The organism is Ruminococcus sp. (assembly GCF_024691275.1).
In the GTDB taxonomy this organism is placed as follows: domain Bacteria; phylum Bacillota; class Clostridia; order Oscillospirales; family Ruminococcaceae; genus Ruminococcus.
On the sequence record NZ_JAILNU010000112.1, the window covers coordinates 20,812 to 33,899 of the forward strand.

Genomic DNA, 13,088 nt, shown 5'->3' on the forward strand with positions numbered 1-13,088 from the left:
TCCTCAGAAAGGTTTACCTTAATATCTCATGTAAAAACTTATATATAAGTACCGCTGTAAAAGGTGACTTTATTAGTTTTCTGAAGTTTTAGAGTTATTTCTGAATGGTTCTTTTTTCTGTTCGGTGATGTTCTTTTTCTCTTCAAGGGTAACGCGGATCTTTATATCCTTACCGTTTCGTGAAACAGTGAGTGTTATCGTATCGCCGGCTTTGAATGTATTTTTAACTTCGTTAAGCTCTTCGGCGTTTGAAATTGCCTTGCCCTCGATGTCAATTATAACATCGCCTTCTTCGATGCCTGCGATATCGGCAGCACTTCCCTCTTGTACTGCTATGACATAAACACCCACGGGAAGATTCCAGTATCTTGACTTAGCTTCGCTGATATCGTTTGTAGAAATGCCTATCTGCGGTCTTCCTGTAACATAGCGATAATTGATAAGATCATCTATTATCGTTTTTGCTTCCTTCATGGGGATAGCAAAGCACAGACCCTCAACGCTTGCAGTATTGCTGCTATAGCTTGCAGACATTTTCGCTGAGTTTATACCAATGACCTGACCGCAGCTGTTAAGCAGCGGACCACCTGAATTACCGCTGTTTATTGCAGCATCAGTCTGGATAAGGTTCATTTTTTTCTCATTTATATCAATCTTTCGGTTAAGAGCTGAAACGATGCCGCTTGTAACTGTACCGAAAAGATCAAATCCCAAGGGGTTGCCGACTGCTATAACAAGCTCACCAACTCGGAGTTCATCGCTGTCACCGAGAACTGCCGGTTTAAGATCTTCTTCATCGACCTTCAGAACGGCAATATCAGTTTCAGCGTCATATGCAATAACAGTTGCATCGTGTTCGGTCTCATCGCTGAATAACACCGAAACCTCTGTAGCCTCACCTGCGTTATACTGTTCGTCATAGACAACATGAGCGTTTGTTACGATATAACCGTCTTTAGTGATTATAAATCCTGTACCTGTAACTCTTATATTTTGGGTCTCGGGTTCATTGCTCCAGCCCCACATACTGAATGTCTGCGGCTGTTCAAACTCAAAGGTCGAAGCGATACCAACTACCGAAGGCATTATGGAATCAACGATGTCGGGAAGCGGCTTTGCATCTGAACGTGATGCAAGTTCAATAAGGCTTGGAATCTTTTCCTTTTCCACGGGATCACCTTGTGATGCATGAAGTTCTTTTGATACAGGCTTCTGAGAATCACTTGAAGAAAATTCAGCCAGTTCGTCGCGGGTTTCCTTGAGGAATTTATAGACCTGCACCGTAGCTGCGCTGACTACAATAAGCATAAGGAAAGCAGCTGCTGTTTTAAGTGCGAAGAAATTTTTCTTTTTCTTTGTTTTTTCTGCATTTTCCGATGTATACGCATATGATCCGTTCATGTCAGTGTTAAGGTCTTTAGTTTCATCAATAATATTCTGATCTGTATCTGGGTATCTTTTTTTATCGAACAAGTCGTCTGAACTATAATTATCATTTTCGTTATAATTACCTGACAATTTACTCATCCTTCCCATAATTAGTCACTATATCTATTATAAGCACTTTTGTGATAAATATATGATAACCAAAGGAAAATACAAATTTTTTTAATATTTAATAAGAAGACAACAAAAGCCCCGACCACATGATCGGGGCTGAACCTATTCAATTTTTTAAAGCGACTTTCATCACTTAGCTAAATTACCCTTTGGACTCACCCTTTCGGATCAGATTTCTAATGTGTACCATTTTTTCATTGTACATCATCCTTTGTCGAAGTAATTAAGCATTGCAAAATTTACATCATCGGAATCACCTATATATTGTATTTATTCGGCATCGAAACCACGATCCGAACAGTTTGCAATTCATAAAGTAATAAACCTTTTATCTCATTGGACTCAACCTCTATTGGAAGAATTTTTTTGCGATATATCTAAAGACTCATTGTCGAAATTTCAGATAACTCTGTATTCAAACTGAGTTTAGACATGAAGCCGTTTAAATCAGCAATACGTCAGCTTCGTGGTCAGATCTAAGCTTTTTTGAACTTTCAGTCAATGGAACAAGCGTTGCGCCTATATTCCCTCTTAATCCGATCTTCTCACTCAGCAAGCCCGCCGGCTTCACGCTGCTGACTTGGCTTTTCTTCCATCGGACTCACTCTCCCTTCCGCATTTAGTAATTTACATTGAGGTATTCTCCTCAGTCCAAGTAAATTCAGCTTGGAGTTTTCTTTCGATCTCTCCTTTTCTTTGATTATATATTACCACAGCTTATGTGAATTGTCAATAGAAAATTGGAATATTCTTTATAGTTTTAGTATAAATCGGCGTATAATACAAAGAGGAGTATCTTTTGTTGTGCATTTTAACAACAAAAATATCACCTTGATTTTTCCTCTTGCTTTTTCCGATAAATTAGTGTATAATAGTAATATCATATGGTACAATGCCAGTTAGGAGAAATGATATGTCCGAAATGAACGAATATACTCCCGATCTTTTTGAGCTTATTGATGAAGAAGGAAATAAGAAGCATTTTGAGCTTTTTGATGCTGCTGAGATCAATGGTGAACAGTATTTTGCAATGCTGCCTGCGGTTGAAGATGATGATTTCCTGAATTCTGATTGCGATCTTGTTATACTTAAATCTATCGAAGAAGATGGCGAGGAGATCCTTGCATCTATTGATGATGACGATGAGTTTGAAAGTGTATCAAGATTCTTCCTCGAAAGACTTCAGGACGCATTTGAAGAAGAATAAAGAATTTACAAATTTTAATAATTTTACATAAAAATACTATTGATTTTTTGATTTCTTTATGCTATAATATATACAGACAAAAGAATTTCTGCCTTGTTCGGTGAATTATAGTTTTTATAATCCAACACATAATCCAAGGGAATTCGACTCCGTATGTGGACTGCAGACCTCCCGTACTGCGGAAGAAGGGAGCGAGAAGCATAAGGGCGTTTACCCACCTGCTTCGTGCGGGTTTTATGCACTATATGACGGCAAGGCGGATATTTTATTTGGATCTATATTAAAAGTCCGAAAGTGATATTACATCGCTTTCGGACTTTTTTGTTATGCTGCCTTCTTTTCTGACATCATATTGCTTTTCCAGCTTTTGATCTCATTAAGTAAGCCATCAAGATTTGTATGATGCAGGTAGTGTTCGCCTTCTATTACAACGACCTTGCCTTCGTCTGAAGTAACCAGATCCTTATGTATTCCTTCCCATGACGGCATTGTATCACAGTTGGCTTTTGCAAGAACGTAAAGTACAGGAACTTCTTCAGGAAACTTCATATCGTAGCATTTTTTCATATTTTCAGCCAACTCTGCCATTTCGTTCATCTGTGTGTCGGTCATTGATGCAGTACAATAAAGAGCAAGCATTTTATCTCTATCAGCATCAGTAAGAGTTGGTATCTGCTTCATTATTTCGTCGAATGAAAGCTCTGTAAGAAGTCTCTGGATTCCTGATTTGACATAAACGATCCTGAGGACCTTATACAATTTATTTGTGTTCTCGGGCTTTGCTATCCACTGCGCGTCGTCTGTCTGGTGAGGTACTGATGCATCTATACCGATAAATGCTTCGACCTCATCGGTATATTTATTTGCATAGTATAAGCTGTAAAGACCGCCAAGCGAGTGTGCCATAAGAGTATATTTATCGTAGTCGAGATACTCCATAAGCTCGTGAAGTTCTTCGCAGTAATTTTCGACGCTTCTTACTCTGTCAGTACCGTCGCTGAGACCTACTCCCAACGGCTCGACTATGAGTATCTTGTAGTCATCTTTAAGTCTGTCAGCAAATGTGTCGAACTCATAATGAGCAGTATAGCAGCCGTACCCCGGTAAGATAACTGCAAGGTCATCTGAGGGGCTGTCATAGAAGGTGTAGTTGATCTTCTCACCGTGAGATGTCGTAAAGTATTCGCCGTATGCGTCAGCAAATATCTCCCTGTCGCTCTTACATTTGATGTGATGACGAACTGTGAGTACCGCTACAGCGATTAGGATTATCAGCAGTAAAATACCAAAGAATCTGAGTATTTTCCTTCCGATGCTGCGAGGCTTCTTTGTTTTTGTTTCGTTTGATGTTTCAATGTTGGGCATGATAGCGCTCCTTTATAAATATATTTTATATGTTTATTATATTCCATATGTCAAAATAAGTCAATTATAAAAAATAAATACCTTCGACAAAACATCGAAGGTATTTAAGAATTATGGTTCTGTTTCGACTGCCCGTCCTTCTTCAAGACTCTTTTGACAGTCGATATATCGTTGATTTGAGCTTCCGCGGAACTTTATCTCCCAGTCCTTTTGTGCAAGGATAAAAGGACCGTCTATCAAATAGTCCGTAACTTTCAGAAGCTCTCCCCAGTAGTTTTTTTCGCGGCTATCCAAAAGCTGCTCAAATGTATAACCTGTATACGTAATAACGTTGAGTCCAAGTTCTTTGATCTGCTTTCCGAGTTCTGCAAGAGCTTCAGCCTGACAGAACGGTTCTCCCCCACTGAATGTCACGCCATCAAGCAGAGGATTTCCCTTTATCTTTTCAAGAAGCTCTTCTGTAGTCGTTACAGTTCCGCCGTTAAAATCATGGGTCTGGGGATTATGACAGCCCTCACAGTTGTGAGGGCAGCCCTGTACAAATATCGTAAACCGTATTCCGGGACCGTCAACTATTGAATCATTGACAGTTCCGGCAATTCTGAGTTCCATTATATCACCTTATCAAACGTTATGCTTTACGCGGTCATGCTCCTCGGCACGTTTACCGTTGTTGAAGCGGTCGAGAGTACCTACGAGATAGCCTGTGATACGGCGTATCCTGTCAAAAGCAACATTGTTTGTATGTTCCTTTCTGCCGCAGCACGGACAGGTCTCGCCGATGATACCCGTGTATCCGCAGCAAGGATCGCGGTCAACAGGGTGGTTTATAGCTCCGTAACCGATTCCCGACTCCTTCATGCAGCGGACAATTTTTTCAAATGCTCCGAGGTTTTCGAGGGGATCGCCGTCAAGCTCAATATAGCTTATATGACCTGCGTTTGTAAGCTCGTGGTATGGAGCTTCTATCTTTATCTTTTCAAATGCGCTTATAGGATAGTATACAGGCACATGGAATGAGTTTGTGTAGTATTCGCGGTCTGTAACACCCTCGATTATGCCGTACTTCTTAGCGTCCATACGAACAAAACGTCCCGAAAGGCCCTCAGCAGGAGTTGCGAGAAGTGAGAAATTGAGACCTGTTCTCTTTGATTCTTCGTCGAGGCGCTTCCTCATTGCGGAAACTATCTCAATACCAAGCTCACGGGCTTCTTCGCTTTCGCCGTGATGTGCTCCTATAAGAGCTTTTAATGTCTCGGCAAGACCGATAAAGCCTACTGAAAGTGTACCGTGCTTCAGTACCTCTCCAACGCAGTCATCAGGAGAAAGCTTGTCCGAATCTATCCAGATACCCTGTCCCATAAGGAACGGGTAGTTTCTTACTCTTTTCTGTGACTGTATCTTGAAGCGGTGCATGAGCTGATCTATAACCAGGTCAACCTTTTCTTCAAGCATCTCAAAGAAGAGTCCAACGTTGTGATCTGCCTTGATAGCAAGTCTCGGGAGATTTATGGAGGTAAAGCTGAGGTTTCCTCTGCCTGTTACGATCTCTCTTGACGGGTCATAATTATTGCCGATAACTCTTGTACGGCAGCCCATATATGCGATCTCGGTATCAGGATTGCCTTCCTTGTAATACTGGAGATTAAACGGTGCATCTATGAATGAGAAATTCGGGAAAAGTCTCTTTGCAGAAACTCTGCACGCGAGTTTGAAAAGATCATAGTTAGGATCGGTAGGATTATAGTTGATACCGTCTTTTATCTTGAAAATGTGTATCGGGAAAATAGGTGTTTCGCCGTTTCCGAGACCTGCTTCCTGTGCGAGAAGGACGTTCTTGATGACCATTCTTCCCTCAGGAGATGTATCGGTACCGTAGTTTATGGAGCTGAAAGGTGTCTGAGCACCTGCACGGCTGTTCATGGTATTAAGGTTATGGATAAGAGCTTCCATAGCCTGATAAGTTGCTCTGTCTGTTTCCTTTTCGGCATTTCTTGTGGCGAAAGCCTGTATCTTCTCGGCAATATCCTTATCTGTGTACTTGAGAAGCATCTCAAGTTCCTTTTCCTTATAGCCGTTATTATTTGCGAGTATCGGTTTCAGTCCGTAATTTTCTGCTAATTCTTTTTTTATCTTGTCTGCGATCTCAAATTCATTTTCGGCTCCGCCTATAAGTGATAAAGCTCTTGCAATGTTTTGTATATACCTTGAGGCGTAAGTTTTCTTAACACCGTCAGCCATTGCATAATCGAATGTTGGAACGCTCTGTCCGCCATGCTGGTCATTCTGGTTTGACTGGATAGCGATGCAGGCAAGAGCAGAATAGCTTGCTATATCATTAGGCTCTCTGAGGAAGCCGTGACCTGTTGAGAAGCCGTTTGTGAAAAGCTTTTTCAGGTCGATCTGAGTACAAGTAGTAGTGAGTGTATAGAAGTCGAGATCATGTATATGTATATCTCCTTCGCGGTGAGCCTTGGCGTGTGCAGGCTCAAGGACGTACATCTCATAGTATTCCTTAGCTGATACCGAACCGTATTTGAGCATTGTACCCATAGCAGTATCGCCGTCGATATTTGCGTTTTCACGTTTTATATCGCTGTCCTTTGCAGGACTGAAAGTAAGCTCGTTGAGTACGCACATCAGATTTGTCTTCATCTCACGGGAGCGTGTACGCTCATATCTGTAGAGAATGTAAGCCTTAGCTGTTTTTGCGTGACCTTTTTCTATAAGGACCTTCTCGACGAGATCCTGAATTTCCTCGACAGTGGGGGTCTTTCCCGGATTCTGTTCCTCATAAAGCTTACAGACCTCTACGGCAACGTCCATTGCTACGTTGAAATCCGTACCTCCGCGGGACTGTGCAGCCTTAAAGATAGCGTTTGCGATCTTTTCTATATTAAAAGGAACTTTTCTTCCGTCTCTTTTAATAATATGTATTATCATGTCTTGATCATACCTCCAACCACAATATATAGTGTCTATCTTTCTTTCGTTCTTTATAAGTATAAAACAAAATGCAACCAATGTCAATGGTGCATTTTCTACAATGAGAGCGATGGATAACATATGGCTTATTGTAGAAAATGTATATAAATTATTTAAAAAAGTGCCTTTTTGCGATATAACGACGTTTCAAGGCAGTCTACAAAATGTAATCAACCCAAACACTATATATAGTGTTTGGGTTGAAAATTATACTGTATGACAAAGTATATAATCGGCGATAGTTTTGTATGCCGATTCTGTGAGAGCACCTGTTTCACTGTTCCTGAATTTTTCCGGAAGTGTGCCGTCTACATCTTTCAGAGCTGTATTTGTATCTATGCAGTACACGTTATTTGAATTAGCTATTCCAAGGAGTTTGGTATTGAACTCGTTTATCATGCTGTTATTGACAGCAGCACCCTCCTCGTCACGAACAGGCGGCAGCTGCATAAGATATATAGCAGAATCGGGAAGATAACCGCGCAGGTTCTTAACGAGCTCGGTATAGCTCGTTATCATATCGTTAACGCTGCTTGTTCCGATGTCGCTTCCGAGCATGATATATATGCAGGAAGGCTTTTTTGCCTTCAGCAGCTCGTAAACGGTATTGTTACCGTATACGCTCTCCACATTTGTTTTATTGCAGCCTGAGGCATTGAGCTCTGCGCTGCCGATGATATCCTTCAGCTCTGTGTACTTACCTATATCGAGCAGCGTGGAATCCGTAACAAGGCAGCACGTTTCAAGGTAAGAACTATCCTTTGCCTCGGATTTGGAAATCGGATTGGTCGATTTATTGCTCGTATCGGTCTGAACATCGCTATTATCAGTTTTTTTGCTGCCTGATGACTGTGTGTCGTCTGTTTCACCGCTCTTTCCATCTTCAACGACTATATTATCGAATTCATCCTCGAAGAAATTTTCGTTGAAGTTTGCAGCGATCATATATAATGCAAAGCAGCCGCCGAAAGAAAGCATGAATATGAGAATAAGCCCCCATATGCTGAATCTCACCTTTGGTCTGCCGCGTTTTTTATTTGATATTCTTGTAATACTTTTATTTTTAGCCATTTTCTCTCCTGCCCAATACAGAATTGCCGTATAACGGTAAGCGGCAAACCGATATGTACCTCAAGTGACATACACATATATTATACCCCTTTTATCTGATTTTTGCAAGCAGTTTGAGTGTTTTTTTCTAACTTTTTTTTCGTGTATTTACTTGAATTATTACGGCAAATAGTCTATAATTATAAATATGATATTTCAAAGGAGGGATCGCCCGTGATGCACTGCGGAAAGCAAATGATAAAAGGCGTTTTTAAGATCGAGAAACGCGGTATCCCTACAAAAGGCTCTTCGCTCATCTATCCTGTTTCGACATTCTATTCCGATAATGAAATGATATGCGAAGTTCCTGTGGATACTACCATTGGTTACTACTGCTCGGAATGCGGTCTGCTCATGGGAGTATTTCCTCTGACTCACCCGACAGGTTTCACAGGCAAATATAAAGCCGACTTCGATGATGATATTGATGTTCTCCCTAAGAAAGCCTGTCCCGAATGCGGCGCGGAAATAGATGTAGACTATCCGCGGTGTCCTTTCTGCGGATACATATTTGAATCTATCTAACGGATTAAACCTGTTTACAGGATTTAATATATCAAAACGGAGGTTATATACATGACTTACAAGGAAAGTTTTATTAAATTTATGGTCGACTGCGGAGTTCTGACATTCGGTGAATTTACGCTTAAAAGCGGCAGAAAAGCTCCTTATTTTATTAATTGCGGAAATTACAAGACAGGTGCTCAGCTTGCTAAGCTCGGTGAATACTATGCCGAGTGCATAAACGCTAATAACATCCCTGTTGAGACACTTTTCGGACCTGCATATAAAGGTATCCCGCTGGCTGTTTCCACAGTTGTAGCTCTCAGCAATAAATTCGGCATAGACGTTTCTTACTGCTTTGACAGGAAGGAAGCCAAGGATCACGGCGAGGGCGGTATGTTCGTTGGCAAGGCCCTTACAGACGGCGAAAAAGTTGTTATTATTGATGATGTTATGACTTCCGGAAAGGCTCTGCGCGAGTCGATGCCAAAGCTTATGACAGCTGCTGATGTCAATGTCACAGGTATGGTCATAACAGTTGACCGTATGGAGAAAGGTACGGGAGAGCTTTCGGCTGTACAGGAAGTCAAGCGTGATTTCGGCGTTATCGTATACCCAATCGTTACCATGCAGGATATTATTGATGCTATCAAAAATGATATCGTTCCCGGTAAGGAATACCTTGATAAGATGCTCGAATACAGAGAAGCTTACGGTGTTAAATAAAAATCAAAAGCGCTTCCGTTGGAAGCGCTTTTGATTTTTCATGACTTATTTGAATAAGATGATAAGGAACTGTGATACAAGTACGACAGAGATAAGAGCTACAGGATATGTTGCAGCATATGCGGATGCAACGTTTTCTGTGCCTGCGGTGCTTATAAGAGTTCCGAGAGCAGGAGTTGATGTCATGCCTCCTGTAATAGAACCGAGATTGTTGAGCAGACTGAGCTTCAGAACATACTTTGCGAACAGATAACCTATTATCATAGGAACTACTGTCATTATCATTCCGTAGAGGAAGTATACAGCATCAAAGTACTGAACGAACTTAGCTCCGCCTGAAACTCCGGCACCGATAAGGAAGAACATGAGTCCAAGCTCACGGAATACCTTTAATGTTGAATCCTTAGGCATTATCGAGAACTTGCCGATATGTCCGAAGTGTCCGAATATCAGCGAAACAAGGAGACAGCCACCTGTGGTGGAAAGAGAGAAGTTGCCGAACTTAAACGAGCCGATAACGATACCGATAACTGCTGCAAGTGCAAAAGGCATAATGCCGAAGCTGTCCATTTCAATAGGAGTGAACATTTTCTTTTCCTTTGAATTCTTCTTTGAAGCAGGTGCAAGCAGTTCTCTTTCCTTTGTCATATCTGCCTTTGTTGCCTTAGGTATTATCTGAACAAAGAGTACAACACCTATAACACCGAAGATATAAGCTATAGCGTAGCCAACCGATACGATGCTCTGGAGGTGATCGCTTCCAACAGCGTCTTTTGCAGCTGAGAAGCCCGGGGTGCTTGTAAGAGCACCTGAAAGAATTCCTGTCAGCATTGCAGTAAACTCTTCGCTTGTAAGTTCAGTGAAGTTTTTGCCCACAGTAATGCAGCCTGCGCAGGCAAGTCCGCCGCTGAGAATGATTATAATTGCAAGGAGAACATAAGATTTGAAGTTTTTCTTGAAATTTCCGAAGAAATTAGGTCCCGCAATAAATCCGACTGCCGTAACGAAGAGAATAAGTCCGAGGTTATCGACGATCTTCAAGGCATTGCCGACAAAGTCGGTATTGATCTCATCTGAAAGCTGCTTATAGAAGACGCAGCCGTATATCAGTGCAATGATGAATACACCTGCTGTTCCGAGTGAAATGCCCTTTATAGTAATTCTTCCGAGCACATATCCAAGAGCAGCTATTGCGATCACTGAGATCATAAGAAAGGAAACACCGTGGATTGACAGAATTCCATTAAACAGATCCATTATATATCACTTTACTTTCTTTTATAAACATATTTCGGGACGCTTTTACAGCGTCCCATATTTTTTATTTATTTTTTTCTTGAATAATGTGGCAGAAGCATTGGAGAAGCTACGTCGCTTGCAGCGCCTGCTGCTTCAAGCTCCTTGTTGAACTTTTCGATATGAGCAAGTGTCAGCTTTTCAGGTGAAGCTGTTTCCTTTGCCTTAGCAGCTGCATATATACCTGCATTTCTGCCGAATACGATAACATCAAGGAGTGAGTTGCCCATGAGTCTGTTTCTACCGTGGATACCGCCGGCTACCTCGCCTGCTGCGTAGAGATTCTCGACACCTGTAGCACAGTCGTCGGATATATCAAGACCACCGTTCTGGTAGTGGAGAGTCGGGTAAACGAGGATAGGCTCCTTGCGGATATCTATGCCGTATTTGCCGAACATTCTCATCATAGCAGGGATACGCTTCTCGATAGTACCTTCACCGTGGATAAGCTCGATCATTGGAGTATCGAGCCAGAGTGCCTTGCCGAGATTTGTCTCGACACCCTTGCCGCGCTCTGTACACTCACGAATGATAGAAGCAGCTGTAACGTCGCGGGTTTCAAGGGGATGCATGAATACATCACCATCGATATTTACGAGCTTAGCTCCCAGTGAACGCACCTTCTCGGTAACGAGCGCACCAAAGATCTGCTCAGGGTAGCCTGTACCTGTCGGGTGATACTGAAGTGTATCAGCATAAAGCAGCTTTGCGCCTACTCTGTAGCCGAGGATAAGTCCGTCAGCTGTTGCGCCGTAGTGGTTGGAAGTCGGGAAGCCCTGATAGTGAAGACGACCTGCACCGCCTGTAGCGATGATAACAGTCTTAGCTCTTGCAACGAGGAGCTCCTTAGTCTCCATATTCATAAGAACAGCACCTGCTGCCTTACCGTTTTCGTCGAGGATTATCTCAACAGCTGCTGTGAAGTCAACAACAGGGATACCGCGGTTGATGACCTCGTCACGGAGAGTACGCATGATCTCAGCACCTGAGTAGTCCTTTGCAGCGTGCATTCTCTTGCGTGAAGTTCCACCGCCGTGAGTTGTTACCATAGTGCCGTCAGCTTCCTTGTCGAACTCAACACCGAGCTTATTGAGCCACTGTATAGCTTCGGGAGCTTTTGTAACGAGCTTCTTTACAAGCTCGGGCTTTGCAGCGAAATGACCGCCGCCGAAAGCGTCGAGGAAGTGTATTGCAGGTGAATCGTTTGGCTTGTCAGCAGCCTGTATACCGCCCTCTGCCATCATTGTGTTAGCGTCGCCGATACGAAGCTTTGTAACGATCATAGCCTTTACGCCAGCCTCGTCAGCTTCGATTGCAGCTGATGCGCCTGCACCGCCTCCGCCGATTATAAGTACGTCTGTATCATAATCAGGAGCTGAGAGATCAACGTCGGAAGCGCTGATACGGCTCTTGCCCTGAAGCAGAGCAGCAAGCTGTGTAGGAACCTTATCGCCCTTGTTTACGCCTGCGGAAAGAACAGTGAATTCTTCCTGCTTATAGTCGGGGTGGAAATGAGCGAGAAGATCGTCCTTCTCCTCAGCAGTCATTCTTCTGGGTTCGAGAGCTGCATTTTCTGCTCTCTTTGCGGCAACTACCTTTGCCAGTTCATTGAGCTTATCTATTTTGTACATATTCTCTCTCCCCCTTACTTCTCGATCTCACGGTGGTTGTACATATCCTTGATCTCTTCGATATTATCGACAGCCTTTGTCATAAGCTCCTCGATCTGCTTGTCAAAGATACCTTCGTTTACTTCTTTTACGCGGTCGGAGAGATGTCCGCACTCAGGAGCGATATACTTGCCGTTGAGTCTTCTTGCAAGCATAGCTACCTGTGGGTGTGAGATACCTGCGGGGCAGCGTGATGAGCATACGCCGCACATTACGCAGTCAAAGCTCTCCTCAGCACACTTCTCGTACTCGCCTCTCTGAGCATATGCGATATACTGCATAACATTGAGCTCCTGAGTACAAGCCTTTGTGCAGGCATTACAGCCGATACAGCTGTATATCTCAGGATAGAGCTGCATCATTATCTGCTGATCCGGCTTTATCTCCTCAATGTTGTAAGTTCTCTTTTCAAGGGGGAAGAAAGGAAGCGTAGCAACGTACATACCTTCCTGTACTTCTGTCTGACAGGCAAGACAACCGTGAAGCTCTGTCTCGCCCTTTATTCTGTATATTGTTGCGCAGGCACCGCAGAAGCCGTTACGGCAGCCGCAGCCTCTTACGAGGTCATAGCCTGCATATTCCATAGCTGTCATTATCGTAAGACCTGCAGGCACTTCGTATTTCTTACCGAACAGGTAAACGTTCAACATATTATCCATGCGAAA

At 42.7% G+C, this 13,088-nt stretch carries 11 protein-coding genes and 1 other RNA gene; 4 read left to right on the forward strand and 8 right to left on the reverse strand.

The window, feature by feature from the left end; genetic code table 11:
- Positions 1-72: 72 nt before the first annotated feature.
- Positions 73-1,518, reverse strand: a complete 1,446-nt coding sequence (locus tag K6G33_RS13805; protein ID WP_296780586.1) for a trypsin-like peptidase domain-containing protein — start codon at positions 1,516-1,518, stop codon at positions 73-75.
- A 955-nt stretch (positions 1,519-2,473) separates the two neighbouring features.
- On the opposite strand from K6G33_RS13805, the gene K6G33_RS13810 reads away from it, so the two are divergent.
- Positions 2,474-2,767 (forward strand): DUF1292 domain-containing protein, encoded by a 294-nt coding sequence (locus K6G33_RS13810; RefSeq protein WP_296780588.1) that lies wholly within the window; start codon positions 2,474-2,476, stop codon positions 2,765-2,767.
- 82 nt (positions 2,768-2,849) lie between these two features.
- Positions 2,850-3,034: non-coding RNA, 6S RNA (gene ssrS / locus K6G33_RS13815), on the forward strand.
- A gap of 57 nt (positions 3,035-3,091) precedes the next feature.
- Here the strand turns inward: ssrS and K6G33_RS13820 are convergent.
- The 4 genes from K6G33_RS13820 to K6G33_RS13835 form a co-directional block, all read right to left on the reverse strand.
- Positions 3,092-4,132: an alpha/beta hydrolase gene (locus K6G33_RS13820; RefSeq protein ID WP_296780591.1), complete on the reverse strand. Its 1,041-nt coding sequence runs from the start codon at positions 4,130-4,132 to the stop codon at positions 3,092-3,094.
- A gap of 111 nt (positions 4,133-4,243) precedes the next feature.
- Positions 4,244-4,744 (reverse strand): anaerobic ribonucleoside-triphosphate reductase activating protein, encoded by a 501-nt coding sequence (gene nrdG / locus K6G33_RS13825; protein WP_296780593.1) that lies wholly within the window; start codon positions 4,742-4,744, stop codon positions 4,244-4,246.
- A 12-nt stretch (positions 4,745-4,756) separates the two neighbouring features.
- On the reverse strand, positions 4,757-7,075 hold the full coding sequence (locus K6G33_RS13830) for an anaerobic ribonucleoside triphosphate reductase (RefSeq protein ID WP_296780595.1): 2,319 nt from the start codon (positions 7,073-7,075) through the stop codon (positions 4,757-4,759).
- Positions 7,076-7,324: 249 nt separating this feature from the next.
- Entirely contained in the window at positions 7,325-8,188 is an 864-nt protein-coding gene (locus K6G33_RS13835) for a hypothetical protein (RefSeq protein WP_296780597.1), read from the reverse strand.
- 216 nt (positions 8,189-8,404) lie between these two features.
- Here K6G33_RS13835 and K6G33_RS13840 point away from each other — a divergent pair, with 216 nt between their 5' ends.
- Positions 8,405-8,752 carry a zinc ribbon domain-containing protein gene (locus tag K6G33_RS13840; RefSeq protein ID WP_296780751.1) on the forward strand — a complete coding sequence of 116 codons (348 nt, stop codon included), beginning with the start codon at positions 8,405-8,407 and terminating at the stop codon, positions 8,750-8,752.
- Positions 8,753-8,803: 51 nt separating this feature from the next.
- Positions 8,804-9,457 carry an orotate phosphoribosyltransferase gene (gene pyrE / locus K6G33_RS13845; RefSeq protein WP_296780598.1) on the forward strand — a complete coding sequence of 218 codons (654 nt, stop codon included), beginning with the start codon at positions 8,804-8,806 and terminating at the stop codon, positions 9,455-9,457.
- 45 nt (positions 9,458-9,502) lie between these two features.
- Here the strand turns inward: pyrE and K6G33_RS13850 are convergent, their stop codons facing one another.
- From K6G33_RS13850 to K6G33_RS13860, 3 genes are all read right to left on the reverse strand, one after another.
- A complete protein-coding gene (locus tag K6G33_RS13850) occupies positions 9,503-10,666 on the reverse strand; it encodes a permease (RefSeq protein ID WP_296780599.1) in 1,164 nt (387 codons plus the stop codon).
- A gap of 116 nt (positions 10,667-10,782) precedes the next feature.
- Entirely contained in the window at positions 10,783-12,384 is a 1,602-nt protein-coding gene (locus K6G33_RS13855) for an FAD-dependent oxidoreductase (RefSeq protein WP_296780601.1), read from the reverse strand.
- 14 nt (positions 12,385-12,398) lie between these two features.
- Positions 12,399-13,082, reverse strand: a complete 684-nt coding sequence (locus tag K6G33_RS13860) for a 2Fe-2S iron-sulfur cluster-binding protein (RefSeq protein WP_296780603.1) — start codon at positions 13,080-13,082, stop codon at positions 12,399-12,401.
- Between the last annotated feature and the right edge of the window lie 6 nt (positions 13,083-13,088).

What these genes read in the sequence shown, in the direction of transcription:
- K6G33_RS13840 (WP_296780751.1), top strand. Translation starts at nt 8,405, where the DNA reads ATGCACTGCGGAAAGCAAATGATAAAAGGCGTTTTTAAGATCGAGAAA.
- K6G33_RS13810 (WP_296780588.1), top strand. Translation starts at nt 2,474, where the DNA reads ATGTCCGAAATGAACGAATATACTCCCGATCTTTTTGAGCTTATTGAT.
- K6G33_RS13835 (WP_296780597.1), bottom strand. Translation starts at nt 8,188, where the DNA reads ATGGCTAAAAATAAAAGTATTACAAGAATATCAAATAAAAAACGCGGC.
- K6G33_RS13820 (WP_296780591.1), bottom strand. Translation starts at nt 4,132, where the DNA reads ATGCCCAACATTGAAACATCAAACGAAACAAAAACAAAGAAGCCTCGC.
- K6G33_RS13850 (WP_296780599.1), bottom strand. Translation starts at nt 10,666, where the DNA reads ATGATCTCAGTGATCGCAATAGCTGCTCTTGGATATGTGCTCGGAAGA.
- pyrE (WP_296780598.1), top strand. Translation starts at nt 8,804, where the DNA reads ATGACTTACAAGGAAAGTTTTATTAAATTTATGGTCGACTGCGGAGTT.
- K6G33_RS13855 (WP_296780601.1), bottom strand. Translation starts at nt 12,384, where the DNA reads ATGTACAAAATAGATAAGCTCAATGAACTGGCAAAGGTAGTTGCCGCA.
- nrdG (WP_296780593.1), bottom strand. Translation starts at nt 4,744, where the DNA reads ATGGAACTCAGAATTGCCGGAACTGTCAATGATTCAATAGTTGACGGT.
- K6G33_RS13860 (WP_296780603.1), bottom strand. Translation starts at nt 13,082, where the DNA reads ATGGATAATATGTTGAACGTTTACCTGTTCGGTAAGAAATACGAAGTG.
- K6G33_RS13830 (WP_296780595.1), bottom strand. Translation starts at nt 7,075, where the DNA reads ATGATAATACATATTATTAAAAGAGACGGAAGAAAAGTTCCTTTTAAT.